Below are 16950 nucleotides of genomic sequence, written 5' to 3' on the forward strand. Positions count from 1 at the left end.
GAACAACAATCCCAGGTCAGAGGGCATCTGCGTGTCTACGACACGATCAATTCGTCATCATCGTCGGTGGATCCAGGAAGAAGGGTAGTAAAGCTCCCTTGCTCACCTACCGGAGCGCGTTCGCGGTTGTCCCGCCGGCGGGCAACGGGCTCAGAAGGCGGGACGGACGTAGCCGTAGACGGAACCGCCGTTGGTGGTCGTCGTCTTCGGGTCGATGGTCCGCTTGACCACCTTGTTCGAGAGGTTGCCGTCGATCGTGGTCAGCTTGCCGTCGGCGTGGACCTTGGCCACGATCGCGACGTGACCGGCCAGGCTGCCCGGCACGCCGTAGACGATGACGTCGCCCGCCGCGGGGTCGCCCTTCCTGGTGCCGGCGGGCCGGCGCTTGAGCAGGCCCTTGCCCGCGCCCCAGGACGCCCAGTACGTCGCCACCCACGCCTTGCCGTAGCCCGCAGGAGGCAGCTTCGAGACGCCGGCCTTGTTCCACACCCAGCGGGTGAACATGCCACACCAGGCAGCACAGTCCTTGCTGTACTTCGTGCAGTTGCCCGCCCGCTCGCGGTAGCCCACCTCGCCGTTGGCGATCCGGACGACCTCGCTGCGGCTCGCGGCGAGGTCGGCGGCCGCGGTCAGCGCGGGAAACTCGTCACGCAGCTCGCTCTCGGCGCTCACCGGTGTGGCGGTCCCCAGCAACGCGGCGACCGCGACGGCCCCGACGGCGGACAGAAGTCTCGGTGACATGAATGCTCCTCCCAGTGGTGGTACCGATGGAGGCGACGGTGCCCACGCACCACCGCACCTGACAACAGCCCGGCCTGTCCGGGACGCCGAACGGGCCGTCCGGACAGCCGTTCGCGGGCTCTGGACCGGCTTCGCGGCGGGCTAGTACACCTGATGGGTGCGAACCGACGACGATCTCGCCACGGTCCGCGACGCCACCGGTTTCGTCGCGGCGATGCAGGATCTCCGCCTGCGGTCCGGGTACACCCTCCGGCAGCTGGAAGGCCGTGCCGCGGCCTGTGGGGACGTCCTGCCCCGCAGCACGGTCGCCGACATTCCCCGCCGGCAGACGCTGCCGCGGCCGGAACTCGTGGCCGCGTTCGTCCGCGCGTGCGGTGAGCAGGACCGCCTGGGGGAGTGGATGGCGGCTTACCGGCGGGCCGCGCGGCCCGCCGAGCCGGACCGGCTGCCCGCGGCTCGCGCGATCACCACCGTGCTCGTCCTGGCGGCCTGCGCGGCCCTCGGCGCCACCCTGGTCGTCACGGCCGGCGCCGGACCGGAGAAGCCCCGGTCCGCGGCGCCGGTACTCGCGGTCGCGTCCGCCGGAACCTGGGCACGCATCCGGCCCGTCCCGGCGCCGCGACTGTGCCTTTCCGCGGGGATCGAGCGGACCGGGCGGTACCGGTCGGAAGTCGCCGTCCAGCGTCCCTGCGGTGAACCCGGCCCGCGGACGCTGTTGCAGCCCGCCGGTGACGAGCTGACCAGCATCCGGTGGGAGCACCCGGTCGACGCGACGCTGGGCTGCCTCACGGTCCTCGACGACGGCCCCGCCGCGAACCTGGTGGAACCGCGCGACGAGTGCCGCCTCGGCGGATCCCAGCTGTTCCGGCTGGAGCACGCCGGGGCCGACGCGTACCGCGTCCGCCGGGCCGGCACCGAGCACTGCCTCGGGGTGCACGACGGGGAAACGGTGCCCGGAGCGGAGATCGTCCAGCAGCCGTGTGGTGACCACTCGCACCAGCGTTTCCACATCGACATCAATCCCGCGACCCGGTAAACGCACAGACTATTTCACAGTTAATGCTCCGTTCAGCCACGGTGGGCCGAATGCCGTAGGCCGTTCGGTGGCTGATCACGACCGCGGTGCGGGCTAGCGTGACTTATTCCCTGCGTTCTCGGAGGTAATTCATGCTGCGTTCCCGGCGCGGGTTGGTCGCGGGATCCCTGCTCGGTGCACTAATTCTCACGGCCGGTACGGCGGGCGCGGCCGCGCCCGCCGTACCGGCGGAACCGGGTGCCTACGTGGTGACGTTCGACACCGTGGTGTCGGACGCCCAGCGCGCGGTACTCCGGCAGCTCGACGTCCGGCTGGGCACCTACGTCCAGGACCTCGGATATGTCGCCAGAATCGCGCCGGAAAAGAAGAAAGAAGTCGAGAAATTGGACTTCGTCCGCGGCGTGACCGAATACCGGCCGGACGTGAAGGTGGAACCGCAGGCGATATCCGCCGCGTCGGCCGGCAGCTACCTGGTGACGCTCGTCGAATCCAGCGTGGCCGATCAGCGGGACGTCGCGAAGCGGATCCACGCGCTCGGCGGGAAGGTCGAGGTCGTCTCGGCGAGCGGTCAGCACCTGACCGCCACGCTGAGCCCCGAGCGGGTCGCCGAACTCGCCGAACTGCCCGAGGTGCTGGCCATCGGGGCGCGATCGGCGCCGGAGACCGACATGGCGATCGCCAGGGACACCACCGGGGCCAACCACATCGAGGCCGCGGGCGGCTACCGCGGGCAGGGCGTGCGGGGCGAGGTCATGGACAGCGGCCTGCGGGTCACGCACCGCGAGTTCGCGGCCCGCGCACCGCTGGCACACGGTCCCAACTCGACCAGCACCAGCCACGGGACCTCGACCTACGGCGAGATCTTCGCCTCCGGGGTGAGCCCGGCCCACCGCGGCCTGCTGCCGGAGGGACAGGGCATCTTCGCCACCTACAACAAGCCCGACCGGTACGCGCACACCCGCGAGCTGGTGGATCCGGCAGGCCGCTACCGCGCGGTCTTCCAGACCAACAGCTGGGGTGACGCGCTGACCACCGGGTACACCTCGATCTCGGCCGAGCTGGACCGGATCGTGTTCGACCACGACCTGCTGATCTGCCAGTCGCAGAGCAACGCCGGTTCGCAGCGCTCGCGTCCGCAGGCGTGGTCGAAGAACGTGCTCTCGGTCGGCGGGCACTACCACTACAACACCGCCGACCGCGCCGACGACAAGTGGAACCGCGGCGCCAGCATCGGCCCGGCCGCCGACGGCCGGATCAAGCCCGAGCTGTCGCACTACTACGACCGCATCGACACCACATCGTCCACAAGCGACACCTCGTACACCACGTCGTTCGGCGGAACCAGCGGTGCCACACCGATCACCTGCGGCAACGCGGGTCTGGTATTCCAGATGTGGGCCGACGGCGTGTTCGACGGCGGCCCCGGCAAGGCCCGCGACGTGTTCGCCAGCAGGCCGCACGCGGCGACGGCCAAGGCCCTGCTGATCAACTCCGCCGAACAGCTGCAGTTCAGCGGAACCGGCCACGACCTGACCCGTACCCACCAGGGCTGGGGCACGGCCAGCGTGCGTGGCCTGTACGAGCGGGCGAAGGCCGGTGGCTGGAAGCTGCCGATTCTGGTCAACGAGACAGACCTGCTCACGACGGGGCAGAGCAAGCGCTACACGCTCAACGTCGACGGCAGCAAGCCGCTGAAGGCCACGCTGGTCTACACCGACCCGGCCGGTTCGCCGAACGCGGCCGTCGCCAGGGTCAACGACCTGACGCTGAAGGTCACCGCACCCGACGGCACCGTCTACTACGGCAACAACGGGCTCACCGCGGGGATGTGGTCCACGCCGGGAGGTTCGCCCAACACCGTGGACACCGTGGAGAACGTGCAGCTGGAGCGTCCGGCCGCGGGTACCTGGACGGTCGAGGTGCTGGCCAGCCAGGTCAACGCCGACGGCCACGTCGAGACGGCGGCGACCGACGCGGACTACGCGCTGGTGGCCGGCTGAGCGAGTGGCTCACTGGCCTGGTGGCTGAGTGGCCGAGTGGCTGAGTGGACAGACCACTCAGCCACTCAGCCATTCGGCGAGCCTGGCCAGGAACGGCCGCTGGCCCTTGACCAGCTTGGTCTCGGCGGCCGTCAGGTCGAACCACGCGGCGCGGTCGATCTCCGGAAACCGCTGGATCCGGCCGGATCTCGGCGGCCATTCGAGGTCGAACGTCCCGGGCACCACGTCGGCGGGGTCGAGATCGCCGTGCAGTGCCCAGACGGTCACCGTCTTGCCGGACTGGCGCACCTCGCCGAGGTCGACGAGTTCGCCGTCGGGTACCGGGAGGCCGAGTTCCTCGGTGAACTCCCTGCGCGCGGCGGCCTGGGGCTGCTCGCCGGATTCGTACTCGCCCTTGGGGATCGACCAGGCGCCGTCGTCCTTGCGTGCCCAGAACGGGCCGCCCATGTGTCCGAGCAGGACTTCGGTGCGGCCCGTCGTGGTGCGGTAGAGCAGGATTCCGGCGCTGCGCTTGCCCGTCATGCGGCCGATTGTGCCCTGTCCGCCGCGCGGAAGCGGCGTAGCCGCAGGCTGTTGGTCACCACGAACACCGAGCTGAGTGCCATCGCGGCACCGGCGAGCATCGGGTTGAGCAGCCCGGCGGCGGCCAGCGGCAATGCGGCGACGTTGTAGGCGAACGCCCAGAACAGGTTGCCCTTGATGGTCCGCAGTGTCTTGCGGGCCAGCCGGATGGCGTCGGCCGCCACGCGCAGGTCGCCCCGCACCAGGGTGAGGTCGCCCGCCTCGATGGCGACGTCGGTGCCGGTGCCCATGGCCAGCCCGAGGTCGGCGGCTGCCAGTGCGGCGGCGTCGTTGACCCCGTCACCGACCATCGCCACGACCTTGCCCTGCTCCTGCAGGCGCCGGACCACCGCGACCTTGTCCTCGGGCAGCACCTCCGCGATGACCTCGTCGATGCCGACCTCGGCGGCCACCGTCCGGGCGACCGTCTCGTTGTCGCCGGTCAGCAGCACCGGGGTGAGGCCGAGCGAACGGAACCGGGCGACGGCCTCGGCGGAGGTGTCCTTGATCGCGTCGGCGACGGTGAGCACCGCACGGGCGGCACCGTCCCAGCCGACCACGACGGCCGTGTCCCCGCGGGCTTCCGCCGCGGACTTCGCCTCGGCCAGCTCGGCGGGCAGGTCACCGCTCAGCGCCGCCCTGCCGACCGTCACCTCGACGTCGTCAACCGTGCCGCGCACGCCGTGCCCGGCGAGGTTGGTGAAGTCCCGCACCGCGGGAAGGTCGCCCGGCACGGCCGCGGCGATGGCTCGCGCGATCGGGTGTTCCGACGCGTTCTCCACCGCGCCGGCGCGGCGCAGGGCGTCGGCCTCGTCCACGCCGTCGGCGACGTGGACGGCGGTCAGCTCCATCTGGCCGGTGGTGACCGTGCCGGTCTTGTCGAGCACGATGGTGTCGACCACGCGCGTCGACTCCAGCACCTCCGGCCCCTTGATCAGGATGCCCAGCTGCGCGCCACGGCCGGTGCCGACCAGCAGCGCCGTGGGCGTCGCCAGGCCGAGCGCACACGGGCAGGCGATGATCAGCACCGCGACGGCGGCGGTGAACGCGGTGGCGGTGGCCGCCCCGCTGCCCAGCCAGAACGCGAGCGTGCCCACGGCCAGCGCGATGACGATCGGGACGAACACAGCCGAGATCCGGTCGGCCAGGCGCTGCACGGCGGCCTTGCCGCTCTGGGCGTCCTCGACGAGCTTGGCCATCCTGGCCAGCTGGGTGTCGGCGCCGACCCGGGTGGCCCGCACGACCAGCCTGCCGCCGGCGTTGACCGCGCCGCCCGGCACGGTGTCCCCGGCGCCGACCTCGACCGGGACGGACTCGCCGGTGAGCATGCTCATGTCGACGGCGGAGCCGCCCTCGGTGACCTCGCCGTCGGTGGCGATCTTCTCCCCGGGCCGGACGACGAACAGGTCGCCGACCGCGAGTTCCTCCACCGGCACGCGGTGCTCGGTGCCGCCGCGCAGTACGGCGACGTCCTTCGCGCCCAGTTCGAGCAGCGCCCGCAACGCCGCGCCGGCCCGGCGCTTCGAGCGGGCTTCGAAGTAGCGCCCGGCGAGCAGGAACGTCGTGACCCCGGCGGCGACCTCGAGGTAGATGGCGTCACCGCCGGTCATCCGCTCGATGGTGAACTCGAACGGATGCGTCATTCCCGGGGTACCGGCCGTGCCGAACAGCAGCGCGTACAGCGACCAGCCGAACGCGGCCAGCGTGCCCATCGAGATCAGCGTGTCCATCGTGGCCGCGCCGTGCCGCAGGTTGGCCCAGGCGGCGCGGTGGAACGGCCAGGCCGCCCAGACGACCACGGGCGCGGCCAGCGTCAGCGAGATCCACTGCCAGTAGGTGAACTGCCAGGCCGGGACCATCGCCAGTGCGATCACCGGGACGCTGAGCACGATGGCGCCGATCAGCCGCTGACGCAGCGGGAGCGTCGGGTCGTCCTCGGGTTCGGTGGTCTCGTCCGCGGCCTTCGGGGGCGCGGGCAGCGCCGCCTGGTAGCCGGCGGCCTCGACCTGGCCGACCAGGTCCACCGGGTCGAGCCCGGCGGGGTAGCTGACCCTGGCCTTCTCGGTCGCATAGTTCACCGTGGCGGTGACACCGTCGAGTTTGTTGAGCTTGCGTTCGATGCGCGCCGCGCAGGACGCGCAGGTCATTCCGCTGATGGCCAGCTCGACCTCGGCGGTCGACTGCGGCCCTGCTTCGGTGGTCATGTCGTCCTTAGTTGTGCGTGTGTCCGTCGGCGTCGTGCGGCGCGGCGGTACCGGTTCCGGTGTCCACCGTGAACTCGGCCGTGCGCACGGTGCCGGCGTGCTGGAAGTCGAGGAAGAGCCGGTAGCTGCCCGCCGAGGGCACCTCGGTGTGGAAGGTGACCGTGGGGCCCGCCGGGGTGCGGCCGTCGCCGGGGTTGCCGTCCGGGTGAACGTGCAGGTAGGCGAGGTCGCTGGTACGCAGCGCGACCAGGTGGCCGTACGCGCCGAGGTAGGGCTGCAGGTCGGTGACGTCGCGGCCGTCCTTGCGAACGGTCAGCCGCAACGGCGACGACTGCCCGGGCAGCAGGTCGCCGTCGAGGCGCACCTGGTAGCCGTCCACCGTGGCCTCGCGGGAGGCCGGGTGGTGCCGCGGGGTGAACTCGCCCGGGGCGGCGAGGTCGGTGCCCAGCGTGGTCGGTGTGCCGCCGGTCGGCGCGAAGTCGGCGAAGAGCCGGTAGCTGCCCGCCTGCGGCAGCCGCAGGTTCACCCACCATGTGCCGTCGGCGGCCAGCTCCGGGTGAAGGTGCTGGTAGTCGGCGGTGTCGCGGCGGACGACGATGAGGTGCATGCGCTTCTCGTGCGCGACGTCGAACGCGGTCACCGGGGCGCCGGTGGGGCCGAGGATCCGGAAGGTGAACGGCTGCGTGGTCCCGGCGGGCAGTGTGCTCGTGCCGGGAGCGAACATGTAACCGTTCGCCGTGCTGGCCAGCCCGCTCGGCTGGTCGCTCACCGGGGTCGCGGTGTGGCCGGCGTCGGTGCCGCCCGCGTGGGAGTCGGCGTGGCCCGCGGGCTTGGGCTCCGGCGTGGGTGCCGGACCGGCCGCGGCGCCGAGCGCCCAGCCGCCGCCCGCCACCAGGGCGAGGGCGGCGGCGTAGGCGCCGAGCTTGGTCACGGTGTTCATGGCGGCTACCGGGTACCCAGCGTGTAGCCGGCCTCGTCGACGGCGGCCCGCACGTCGGCCTCGGCGAGCTCGGACGTGCTGGTGATGGTCACCGAACCGCCGGCGAGGTCGACGTCGACGCCGGTGACGCCGTCGATCCTGCTGACCTCCTCGGTCACCGAGCGGGCGCAGTGCTCGCAGGTCATTCCGGTCACCGGGTAGGTGGTCGTGGTCATCTCGATGCGCTCCTTCGGGTCGTCCTTGACCGAAGGATATACCCCAGGGGGGTAGGGTAGCAACCCGGGTCGCTGACCAGCCCGGAAACGAAGCAAGGGAGCTTTACTCCCGTCTTTGGGTAGTAAAGCTCCCTTGCTCGCGGTTGCCGGGGCTTACGAACGGACCAGTCGCGCGATGGCCTCGGACGCCTCCTTCACCTTGACCTCGGCTTCGCGGCCGCCGGTCTTGGCGGCGTCGACCACGCAGGTGGACAGGTGCTCGTCGAGCAGCTGGAGCGAGAACGACTGCAGCGCCTTCGTGGCCGCCGACACCTGGGTCAGGATGTCGATGCAGTATTTCTCCTCCTCGACCATCCGCTGCAGCCCGCGGATCTGCCCCTCGATTCGGCGGAGCCGCTTGAGGTGGGCCTCTTTGTCCCCGTCGTGGATCGCCATCTCGTCCTGCCTCCCGGAAGTTCCTGGTCGGCCAATGATACCCCGCCCTGGTATCTGCCGTCCGTTTCTTGACCGGCAGGGGGCGTCCGGCTCGTCGTCGGACCACTATCGCCGTGGGGGGAGCGGAGGTGAGGGCCGGCCGCCCACCTGCCGGGTGAGCTCGTTGGCGGTCTCCTGGACCTTCTCGGCGAGTTCCGGCCAGGTCAGGCCGCATTCCCGCGGTTCGTCGAGGCAGATGTGCCGGAAGGTGACGCTGATGGCGGCCAGCGGCCGGTCGCCGTGGTCGAAGACCGGCAGGGCCACCGAGGCGAAGCCTGGCGTCACGTGACCGTCCTCGACCGCCCAGCCCCGCTGTGACTCGGCGGAGAGTGTGGCGCGCAGCAGGACGAGGTTGCGTGGCCCCCGGTCGGTGCGCCGCACGAACGAGGACGCCCGGGGGAACAGCGCCCGCACCTGCGGGGTCGGGAGGTTGGCGAGGATGGCCCTGCCGGACGCGGTCAACTGGGCGGGCAGCCGCACGCCGACGTCGGTGACCAGCGTCTCCGGCTTCGCGGGACGTTCCTTGAGCAGGTACAGCGACTCGTTGCCGTGCAGCACGCCGAGGTGGGCGTTGTGCCCTGTCTGGTCCACCAGACGGCGCAGCAGGGGCGCGGCCAGCCGCTCCAGCGGCTCGTGCCGCAGGTACGCCGAGCCCAGCTCGAACGCGGCGATGCCGAGGCCGTACCGCCGCTCGGCCGGCAGGTGCACCACGAAACCGGCCGCCTCCAGCTCGGACAGCAGGTGGTAGGTGGTCGACCTGGGCAGATCCAGCTCACGCGCGACCGCCACCGCCGTCATCGGACCCGCGTGCGAGGCCAGCACCCGGAGGACGGCCAGACCGCGCCGGAGGGCGGGTACGTCGCTGCTGTCACCCACGATTCCTCCTGTCTTGGATCCCAGACACAACCACTCCGCCTCCGATTTTGCGCTCGCCGTCGGCAAGGTCCAATAAGGAACATGCCAGACACCGTCCTGCTCGGCACCGACCCGCTACGACGCGATCAGGTGATTGGCGTGGCCAGGGGCGCGGCCCCGGTGGCGCTCACCGGCGCCGCCATCGAACGGCTCGCCGGCACCCGCAAGCACATCGAGGCACTCGCCGAGGCGAGCGCTCCCACCTACGGGGTGTCCACCGGGTTCGGGGCGCTCGCCGTCCGCCACATCCCGCCCGACCTGCGCACGGCACTGCAACGCTCGCTGATCCGCTCGCACGCCGCGGGCGCGGGCCGGCCGGTCGAGCCGGAGGTGGTCCGCGCGCTCATGCTGCTGCGGCTGCGCACCCTGGCCTCGGGGCACACCGGCGTGCGGCCGAAGACCGCGCAGGCACTGGCGGCCATGCTCAACGCCGGCATCGTCCCGGTCGTGCACGAGTACGGCTCGCTCGGCTGCTCGGGTGACCTCGCGCCGCTGGCCGCGGTCGCGCTGGCGCTGATGGGCGAGGGTGAGGTGTACGACGGTTCGGACACCCCGGTTCCCGCGGCGCGGGCACTGGAGCGGGCCGGGATCGAACCCGTCGTGCTGGCCGAGAAGGAAGGCCTCGCGCTGACCAACGGCACCGACGGCATGCTCGGCATGCTGGTGCTCGCCGCCCGCGACCTGCACGACCTGCTCGACCTCGCCGACATCACCGCCGCGATGACCGTCGAGGCGCTGCTGGGCACCGACCGGCCGTTCGCCGCCGACCTGCAGGCGCTGCGCCCGCACCCCGGTCAGGCCGTCTCGGCCGGGCGGATCCACTCCGCGCTGGCCGGTTCGGAGATCGTGGCCAGCCACCGCGGCCCGGACTGCACCCGCGTACAGGACGCCTACTCGCTGCGTTGCGCGCCGCAGGTGCACGGCGCAGCCAGGGACACTCTCACCCACGCGGAGCTGGTCGCCGACCGCGAACTGGCCGCTGCCGTCGACAATCCGGTGGTGCTGGCCGACGGCCGCGTCGAGTCCAACGGCAACTTCCACGGGGCACCGGTGGCCTACGTGCTGGACTTCCTCGCCATCGGCGTCGCCGACGTGGCCAGCATCGCCGAGCGGCGCACCGACCGGATGCTCGACATCGCCCGCTCGCACGGCCTGCCCGCGTTCCTGGCGCACGACCCCGGTGTCGACTCGGGGCACATGATCGCCCAGTACACCCAGGCGGCGATCGTCAGCGAACTCAAGCGGCTGGCCGCGCCCGCCTCGGTCGACTCCATCCCGAGCAGCGCCATGCAGGAGGACCACGTGTCCATGGGCTGGTCGGCCGCGCGCAAGCTGCGCACCGCCGTCGACGGGCTGACCACCGTGCTGGCGATCGAACTGCTCACCGCGGCGCGTGCGCTCGACCTGCGCGCACCGCTGCGGCCCGCACCGGTCACCGCGGCCGTGCGGGACCTGCTGCGCACCCGGGTCGACGGCCCGGGGCCGGACCGCCACCTCGCCCCCGAGATCGCCGCCACCGAGGACCTGATCCGGTCCGGTGCCGTCCGCAACGTCATCGCCGAACACCTGGAGGACGCCCGATGAGCAGGACCGTTCGCGCCGCCCGCGGCACGACGCTGACCGCCCGCAACTGGCAGACCGAGGCCGCGCTGCGGATGTTCCACAACAACCTCGATCCCGAGGTCGCCGAACGCCCGCAGGACCTCGTCGTCTACGGCGGCACCGGCAAGGCCGCCCGCGACTGGGCCAGCTTCGACGCCATCACCCGCTGCCTGACCACCCTCGACGCCGACGAGACCCTGCTGGTCCAGTCCGGACGGCCGGTCGGCGCGTTCCGCACGCACGAGTGGGCACCTCGCGTGCTCATCGCCAACTCCAACCTGGTCGGTGACTGGGCGACCTGGCCGGAGTTCCGGCGGCTGGAGTCGCTGGGGTTGACCATGTACGGCCAGATGACCGCGGGCTCGTGGATCTACATCGGCACCCAGGGCATCCTGCAGGGCACCTACGAGACCTTCGCCGCCGTGGCCCGCAAGCGGTTCGGCGGCACGCTCGCCGGCACGCTGACCGTCACCGCGGGCCTCGGCGGAATGGGTGGCGCGCAACCGCTCGCGGTCACCATGAACGACGGTGTCGCGCTGGTGATCGAGTGCGACCCGGAGCGGGCGCACCGGCGGGTGGAGACCCGCTATCTGGACGAGGTCGCCGATGACCTGGACGACGCGATCCGCCGGGTCACCGCCGCGAAGCGGGAGCGGCGCGCGCTGTCCGTCGGCGTGATCGGCAACGCCGCCGAGGTGCTGCCGGAACTGCTGCGCCGCGAGGTCGAGGTCGACATCGTGACCGACCAGACCTCGGCACACGACCCGCTGGCCTACCTGCCGGCCGGCATCGCGGTGGAGGACTGGCACGACTACGCGGCCAAGAAGCCCGACGAGTTCACCGACCGCTCACGCGAGTCGATGGCCGAACACGTCGGCGCCATGCTGGGCTTCCTCGACCGCGGCGCCGAGGTGTTCGACTACGGCAACTCGCTGCGCGGTGAGGCGAAGCTGGGTGGCTGCGAGCGGGCCTTCGACTTCCCCGGGTTCGTCCCCGCCTACATCCGGCCGTTGTTCTGCGAGGGGCAGGGGCCGTTCCGCTGGGCGGCGCTGTCTGGGAACCCAGACGACATCGCGGCCACCGACCGGGCGATGCTGGAGTTGTTCCCGGAGAACGAGTCGCTGGCCCGCTGGATCCGGCTCGCCGGCGACCGGGTCGCCTACCAGGGACTGCCCGCCCGCATCTGCTGGCTCGGCTACGGCGAGCGGCACCTGGCCGGGTTGCGGTTCAACGAGATGGTCGCCAGCGGCGAGCTGAGCGCACCGGTGGTGATCGGCCGGGACCACCTCGACTCGGGCAGCGTCGCCTCGCCGTACCGGGAGACCGAGGGCATGGCCGACGGCTCCGACGCCATCGCCGACTGGCCACTGCTCAACGCATTGGTCAACACCGCGTCCGGCGCCAGCTGGGTGTCGATCCACCACGGCGGCGGAGTCGGCATGGGCAGGTCCATCCACGCCGGGCAGGTCTGTGTCGCCGACGGCAGCGAGCTGGCCGGTGCCAAGATCGAGCGGGTGCTCACCAACGACCCCGGCATGGGCGTGATCCGGCATGTCGACGCCGGTTACGAGCGGGCGGCCGACGTCGCCGCCGAGCGCGGCGTGCGGGTGCCGATGAAGGAGGCCGAGTGACGGCGTCGGCGCTGCTGGCCCAGATCGAGGGCGTCGGCAGGGACGCCGCCCGGGGCGGCTACTCGCGGCACGTGTTCGACTCCGCCGAGGCCGAGCTGCGCGAGTGGTTCACCGACCGGGCGGCTCGCCGGGGTCTGGACGTCCAGACAGACCGGAACGGCAACCTGTGGGCCTGGTGGGGAACGCCGGGGCCGGACGCGGTTGTCACCGGCAGCCACCTCGACTCGGTTCCCGGCGGCGGCGCGTTCGACGGGCCGCTCGGCGTGGTCAGCGCGCTGGACGCGCTCGCCTCGCTGAAGGCCGGAGGATTCACCCCGGCCAGGCCGCTGGCGGTCGTGGTGTTCGCGGAGGAGGAGGGTGGCCGGTTCGGTGTGCCCTGCCTGGGATCCCGCCTGCTGACCGGTGCCATCGACCCGGACCGGGCCCGGCGGCTGACCGATCCCGACGGGGTGACTTTCGCCGACGCGGCCCGGCGGGCAGGCCACGATCCGGAGCGGTTCGGTCCCGACCCCGAGACGCTGGGGAACATCGGGCACTTCATCGAGCTGCACGTGGAGCAGGGGCGCGGTCTGATCGACCAGAACAGCGCGGTCGCCGTCGGCAGCACGGTCATCGCCCACGGGCGGTGGCGGTTCTCCTTCCGCGGGCAGGGAAACCACGCCGGTGCGACGCGGATCGGCGACCGCAGTGACCCGATGCTGCCGGCCGCGGCCACCGTCGCGGCGGCACGCAGACTGGCGTCTGGGATGCCAGACGCCCGGGCGACGGTCGGGCGGCTGGTGCCCAACCCTGGTGGCACCAACGTCATCGCGTCCACAGTGGACCTCTGGCTGGACGCGCGGGTACCCGGCGAGGCGCTGACCCCCGCGCTGGTCGCCGACATCACCGGCGCCGCGCGCGAGGCGGCGGCCGAGGAGGGCTGCGAGCTGACGGTCACCGAGGAGTCCTACTCCGGCACCGTCACGTTCGACAGCGGGCTGCGGGACCGGATGTCCGGGCTGCTCGGCGGCGTTCCCGCCCTGCCGACCGGCGCCGGGCACGACGCGGCGATCCTCGCCGCCCACGTCCCGGCGGGAATGCTCTACGTGCGTAACCCGACCGGCATCAGCCACGCGCCGGAGGAGTTCGCCGAACCCTCCGATGTGGACGAAGGCGGCCGGGCGCTGGCCGCGGTGCTGCGGGACCTGGCCCGATGACCACCTACTGGTGCGAGCACGCCTGGCTGCCCGGCGGAGTGGCCGACGCGGTCCTGGTCGAGACCGACGGCGACACGGTCACGGCCGTGACGCCGGGAGCGGCGCGGGCGGGCACCGTGCTGTCCGGGCTGACCGTGCCCGGGTTCGCGAACGGGCACTCGCACGCGTTCCACCGCGCGCTGCGCGGGCGCACCCACCACGAGCGCGGCACGTTCTGGACCTGGCGCGAGCGGATGTACACGCTGGCCCAGCGGCTCGACCCGGACTCCTACTACCGGCTGGCCCGCGGTGTGTTCGCGGAGATGGTGTGCGCCGGGTTCACCGGGGTCGGGGAGTTCCACTACCTGCACCACGCCGCCGGGGGAACGCGCTACGCCGACCCCAACGCGATGAGTGCCGCGCTGGTGCGGGCCGCCGCCGACGCCGGTATCCGGATCACCCTGCTCGACACCTGTTACCTGGCCGGCGGGTTCGGCGCCGAACTGGCCGGGCCACAGCTGCGTTTCGGCGACGGTGACGCCGACCGGTGGGCACAGCGGGCGGGGGAGTTCCGGCCGGAGGGCACGCACGCCCGGATCGGTGCCGCCGTCCACTCGGTGCGGGCCGTGCCCGCCGAGCAGCTGTCCACGGTGGCGGACTGGGCGGCGGGCCGCCCGCTGCACGTCCACCTCTCCGAGCAGCGGGCCGAGAACGCCGACTGTCTCGCCGCACACGGCCGCACCCCGGCGACGCTGCTGTCCGAGCACGGCGTGCTCGGCGAGAACACCGTGGCCGTGCACGCGACCCACCTCACCGACACCGACATCGGGCTGCTGGGCCGCATGCGGACCCGGGCCTGCTTCTGCCCGACGACCGAACGCGACCTCGGCGACGGCATCGGCCCGGCCAGGGCGCTGGCCGACGCCGGTGTCGGGCTGTGCCTGGGAACCGACAGCCACGCCGTGGTGGACGCGTTCGCCGAGACCGCGGCGCTGGAACTCGACGAGCGGCTGGCGAGCGAGTCGCGTGGCCGCTTCGACGTCGCCGAGCTCATGGCGGCGGCAGCCGACCACGCGGCCATTGGCTGGCCGGAGGCCGGCCGGATCGAACCCGGCGCGCTGGCCGACCTGGTCACGGTGGACCTGGCCACGCCACGGACCGCGGGCGTCGAGCCGGCCGGGGCGGTGTTCGCCGCGACCGCCGCCGACGTCACCGATGTGGTGGCCGGCGGCCGCCGGGTCGTCGCCGACCGGGTACACCAGCTGATGGAACGTCCGGAAACCGTTCTGGCGGAGGAGATCGAGCGACTGTGGCAGCACTGACAACCCTGATCACCGGCATCGGCGAGCTGACCACCAACGATCCCGCACACGGCGTGCTCACCGACGCCGCCGTCGTGCTCGACGGCGACCGGGTGGCGTGGGCCGGGCCCGCCGCCGGGGCGCCGGACGCCGACGAGCGCGTCGACGTCGAGGGCCGGGCCGTGCTGCCCGGCTGGGTGGACAGCCACAGCCACCTGGTGTTCGCGGGCGACCGGACCGCCGAGTTCGAGGCCCGCATGGCAGGCCAGCCCTACACGGCCGGCGGGATCGCGGTCACCGTGAACGCCACCCGCGATGCCACCGATGCCGAGCTGGCGGCGAACCTGGCCAGGCACGTCAGCGAGGCGCTGCGGCAGGGCACGACGTGTCTGGAGACCAAGACAGGGTACGGGCTCAACGTCGCCGACGAGGCCCGCTCGGCGACCATCGCCGCGGAGGTGGCCGACGAGGTCACCTTCCTGGGCGCGCATCTGGTGCCCCCGGGCGCCGACGCGGAGTCCTATGTGGACCTGGTGTGCGGGCCGATGCTCGACGCCGTGGCCGGTTCGGTGCGCTGGGCGGACGTCTTCTGCGAGACCGGGGCGTTCGACGAGGAACAGTCGGGCAGGGTGCTCGCGGCGGCCGCCCAGCGGGGCCTCGGCCTGCGGGTGCACGGCAACCAGCTCGGCGAGGGCCCGGGTGTCCAGCTGGCGGTGCGGCACGGCGCCGCCAGCGTCGACCACTGCACGTACCTGTCCGACGACGACGTGGCGGCGCTGGCCGGCTCGGACACCGTGGCCACGCTGCTGCCCGCCTGCGATCTGTCCACCCGGCAGCCACTGGCGCCGGGGCGGCGGCTGCTCGACGCCGGGGCGACGGTCGCGCTGGCCAGCAACGCCAACCCGGGCAGCTCCTACACCACGTCGATGGCGTTCTGCGTGGCCACCGCCGTGCTGCAGATGGGCCTGTCGGTCGCCGAGGCGGTGTGGGCGGCGACGGCGGGCGGAGCGGCCGCGCTGCGCCGCGACGACGTCGGCGTGCTCCGTGCCGGAGCCCGGGCCGACCTGCAGGTGCTGGACGCGCCGTCGGTGACCCACCTGGCCTACCGGCCGGGGGTTCCGCTCACGCATGCGGTGTGGCGTAAGGGAATCCGCGTGGTCTGAGATCCCAGACGGCGCTCAGCCGGCGAGCAGGTCCTCGCGGCCGTGTTCCCTGGCCTGCTCGGCGGCGCGGTCGCGGTGCTCGGCGGGAAGCTCGGCCACCGCGGCCACCAGCCGGGCCCGGTGGGCCGGGCCGACGTGATCGAGCAGGTCGAACGTCGCCGCCCACAGGTCGTGCTCGGCGGCGGCCCTGGCCAGCCCGCCGAAGCGGGCCTCCGGCAGCAGCCGGATGACGTTGCCGACGTGGTCCTTGTCGTCGAGCACGAACGCGATCTGCAGCAGGGCGGCGTCGTGGATGACGGCGAGGCTCGCGGCGACGGTCGGGTCGGGAAGGTGGCCCACGAACCGGCCGACGGTGATCCAGTCCTCCCGCGACACCAGCTCCTCGGCCACGCGGACCACCGTCGGCGTCGGGATCCGCACGATGATCCCGGTGGCGCGGCGCGGGTCCAGCTCGGCGGCGACGTCGGCGAGGAACGCCGGGGACAGGCGCTTGGCGACCTCCACACCCCGGCCGGTCTCCATGACACCGGCCACCCGGGCGCACAGCATCGGGCCGAAGGTCCGCTCGGCGATGGTCGCCAGGACGGCGGTCGGCAGCAGCCTGCTGGCGGCGGCCATCCGTTCGAGCATCGCCTTGTTCGCGTCGAACAGCACGTCGGTGACCTGTTCGCGCAGTTTCCGCAGGTCGGCCGGGTCGACGTGGGCCAGGAAGTCCAGCCGTCCGGGTTCGGTGCGCAGGACCCTGGCGAGCTTGAGCAGCTCGGCCCTGGTGGCCAGGCTCGTCACAGGCCCACCGCCTTGCGGACCACGCCCCGCAGCAGCGCGGGCACGTACCGCAACCCCTCCTCGCCGGCCGCGGCCAGTGCGGCCGCCTGCTGGTGCCGGGCCGAGCGCAGGGCGTCGGCCAGGCGCTGTTTGTCCTCCTCGCTCAGGGCGTCGATCCCCGGCGGGAGGGGCCCGGGCAGTTGCTCGGCGAGGGTCCGCTTGGCCAT

The 16950-nt window shown here is 72.5% G+C and carries 16 protein-coding genes; 7 read left to right on the forward strand and 9 right to left on the reverse strand.

The genetic code is table 11. From position 1 onward, the window contains the following. Positions 1 to 150: 150 nt before the first annotated feature. Positions 151 to 741 carry a CHAP domain-containing protein gene (locus EWH70_RS18205; protein WP_130476649.1) on the reverse strand — a complete coding sequence of 197 codons (591 nt, stop codon included), beginning with the start codon at positions 739 to 741 and terminating at the stop codon, positions 151 to 153. Between the two features lie 157 nt (positions 742 to 898). Here EWH70_RS18205 and EWH70_RS18210 point away from each other — a divergent pair, with 157 nt between their 5' ends. Continuing rightward, a complete protein-coding gene (locus EWH70_RS18210; protein ID WP_130476650.1) occupies positions 899 to 1777 on the forward strand; it encodes an RICIN domain-containing protein in 879 nt (292 codons plus the stop codon). Between the two features lie 131 nt (positions 1778 to 1908). Then, positions 1909 to 3777 carry a S8 family serine peptidase gene (locus EWH70_RS18215; protein ID WP_130476651.1) on the forward strand — a complete coding sequence of 623 codons (1869 nt, stop codon included), beginning with the start codon at positions 1909 to 1911 and terminating at the stop codon, positions 3775 to 3777. A 57-nt stretch (positions 3778 to 3834) separates the two neighbouring features. On the opposite strand, the gene EWH70_RS18220 is transcribed toward EWH70_RS18215, so the two are convergent. The 6 genes from EWH70_RS18220 to EWH70_RS18245 all read right to left on the reverse strand — a co-directional run bounded on the left by EWH70_RS18220 (position 3835) and on the right by EWH70_RS18245 (position 9047). Further along, the gene (locus EWH70_RS18220) at positions 3835 to 4299 is read right to left on the reverse strand and encodes an NUDIX hydrolase (protein ID WP_130476652.1); all 465 of its coding nucleotides are present in this window, start codon (positions 4297 to 4299) and stop codon (positions 3835 to 3837) included. Continuing rightward, on the reverse strand, positions 4296 to 6542 hold the full coding sequence (locus tag EWH70_RS18225; protein WP_130476653.1) for a heavy metal translocating P-type ATPase: 2247 nt from the start codon (positions 6540 to 6542) through the stop codon (positions 4296 to 4298). Before EWH70_RS18225 ends, EWH70_RS18220 begins: the two co-directional genes overlap by 4 nt. Before the next feature lie 7 nt (positions 6543 to 6549). Further along, the gene (locus EWH70_RS18230) at positions 6550 to 7482 is read right to left on the reverse strand and encodes a hypothetical protein (RefSeq protein WP_130476654.1); all 933 of its coding nucleotides are present in this window, start codon (positions 7480 to 7482) and stop codon (positions 6550 to 6552) included. Between the two features lie 5 nt (positions 7483 to 7487). Then, positions 7488 to 7697 carry a heavy-metal-associated domain-containing protein gene (locus tag EWH70_RS18235; protein ID WP_130476655.1) on the reverse strand — a complete coding sequence of 70 codons (210 nt, stop codon included), beginning with the start codon at positions 7695 to 7697 and terminating at the stop codon, positions 7488 to 7490. 153 nt (positions 7698 to 7850) lie between these two features. Next, positions 7851 to 8132, reverse strand: a complete 282-nt coding sequence (locus EWH70_RS18240) for a metal-sensitive transcriptional regulator (RefSeq protein WP_130476656.1) — start codon at positions 8130 to 8132, stop codon at positions 7851 to 7853. A 105-nt stretch (positions 8133 to 8237) separates the two neighbouring features. After that, complete coding sequence (locus tag EWH70_RS18245) at positions 8238 to 9047, reverse strand: IclR family transcriptional regulator (protein WP_130476657.1); 810 nt, start codon at positions 9045 to 9047, stop codon at positions 8238 to 8240. Positions 9048 to 9128: 81 nt separating this feature from the next. On the opposite strand from EWH70_RS18245, the gene hutH reads away from it, so the two are divergent. The 5 genes from hutH to hutI are packed head-to-tail and all read left to right on the forward strand — an operon-like array spanning position 9129 to position 15958. After that, complete coding sequence (hutH, locus tag EWH70_RS18250) at positions 9129 to 10670, forward strand: histidine ammonia-lyase (protein WP_130476658.1); 1542 nt, start codon at positions 9129 to 9131, stop codon at positions 10668 to 10670. Beyond that, positions 10667 to 12319, forward strand: coding sequence for a urocanate hydratase (gene hutU / locus EWH70_RS18255; RefSeq protein WP_130476659.1), 1653 nt, complete (start codon positions 10667 to 10669; stop codon positions 12317 to 12319). The genes hutH and hutU overlap by 4 nt, the downstream gene beginning before the upstream one ends. Next, positions 12316 to 13515, forward strand: a complete 1200-nt coding sequence (locus EWH70_RS18260) for an allantoate amidohydrolase (protein ID WP_130476660.1) — start codon at positions 12316 to 12318, stop codon at positions 13513 to 13515. The genes hutU and EWH70_RS18260 overlap by 4 nt, the downstream gene beginning before the upstream one ends. Then, positions 13512 to 14816, forward strand: a complete 1305-nt coding sequence (locus EWH70_RS18265; RefSeq protein WP_130476661.1) for a formimidoylglutamate deiminase — start codon at positions 13512 to 13514, stop codon at positions 14814 to 14816. The genes EWH70_RS18260 and EWH70_RS18265 overlap by 4 nt, the downstream gene beginning before the upstream one ends. Next, entirely contained in the window at positions 14813 to 15958 is a 1146-nt protein-coding gene (gene hutI, locus EWH70_RS18270) for an imidazolonepropionase (RefSeq protein ID WP_130476949.1), read from the forward strand. The genes EWH70_RS18265 and hutI overlap by 4 nt, the downstream gene beginning before the upstream one ends. 15 nt (positions 15959 to 15973) lie before the next feature. Here the strand turns inward: hutI and EWH70_RS18275 are convergent, their stop codons facing one another. After that, positions 15974 to 16744, reverse strand: coding sequence for a hypothetical protein (locus tag EWH70_RS18275; protein ID WP_130476662.1), 771 nt, complete (start codon positions 16742 to 16744; stop codon positions 15974 to 15976). Next, positions 16741 to 16950, reverse strand: coding sequence for a hypothetical protein (locus tag EWH70_RS18280; protein ID WP_130476663.1), 210 nt, complete (start codon positions 16948 to 16950; stop codon positions 16741 to 16743). The genes EWH70_RS18275 and EWH70_RS18280 overlap by 4 nt, the downstream gene beginning before the upstream one ends.

The organism is Amycolatopsis suaedae, assembly GCF_004214935.1.
GTDB lineage: Bacteria > Actinomycetota > Actinomycetes > Mycobacteriales > Pseudonocardiaceae > Amycolatopsis > Amycolatopsis suaedae.

What these genes read in the sequence shown, in the direction of transcription:
- EWH70_RS18205 (WP_130476649.1), bottom strand. Translation starts at nt 741, where the DNA reads ATGTCACCGAGACTTCTGTCCGCCGTCGGGGCCGTCGCGGTCGCCGCG.
- EWH70_RS18215 (WP_130476651.1), top strand. Translation starts at nt 1,909, where the DNA reads ATGCTGCGTTCCCGGCGCGGGTTGGTCGCGGGATCCCTGCTCGGTGCA.
- EWH70_RS18220 (WP_130476652.1), bottom strand. Translation starts at nt 4,299, where the DNA reads ATGACGGGCAAGCGCAGCGCCGGAATCCTGCTCTACCGCACCACGACG.
- EWH70_RS18225 (WP_130476653.1), bottom strand. Translation starts at nt 6,542, where the DNA reads ATGACCACCGAAGCAGGGCCGCAGTCGACCGCCGAGGTCGAGCTGGCC.
- EWH70_RS18230 (WP_130476654.1), bottom strand. Translation starts at nt 7,482, where the DNA reads ATGAACACCGTGACCAAGCTCGGCGCCTACGCCGCCGCCCTCGCCCTG.
- EWH70_RS18235 (WP_130476655.1), bottom strand. Translation starts at nt 7,697, where the DNA reads ATGACCACGACCACCTACCCGGTGACCGGAATGACCTGCGAGCACTGC.
- EWH70_RS18240 (WP_130476656.1), bottom strand. Translation starts at nt 8,132, where the DNA reads ATGGCGATCCACGACGGGGACAAAGAGGCCCACCTCAAGCGGCTCCGC.
- hutH (WP_130476658.1), top strand. Translation starts at nt 9,129, where the DNA reads ATGCCAGACACCGTCCTGCTCGGCACCGACCCGCTACGACGCGATCAG.
- hutU (WP_130476659.1), top strand. Translation starts at nt 10,667, where the DNA reads ATGAGCAGGACCGTTCGCGCCGCCCGCGGCACGACGCTGACCGCCCGC.
- EWH70_RS18265 (WP_130476661.1), top strand. Translation starts at nt 13,512, where the DNA reads ATGACCACCTACTGGTGCGAGCACGCCTGGCTGCCCGGCGGAGTGGCC.
- EWH70_RS18280 (WP_130476663.1), bottom strand. Translation starts at nt 16,950, where the DNA reads ATGGCCAAGCGGACCCTCGCCGAGCAACTGCCCGGGCCCCTCCCGCCG.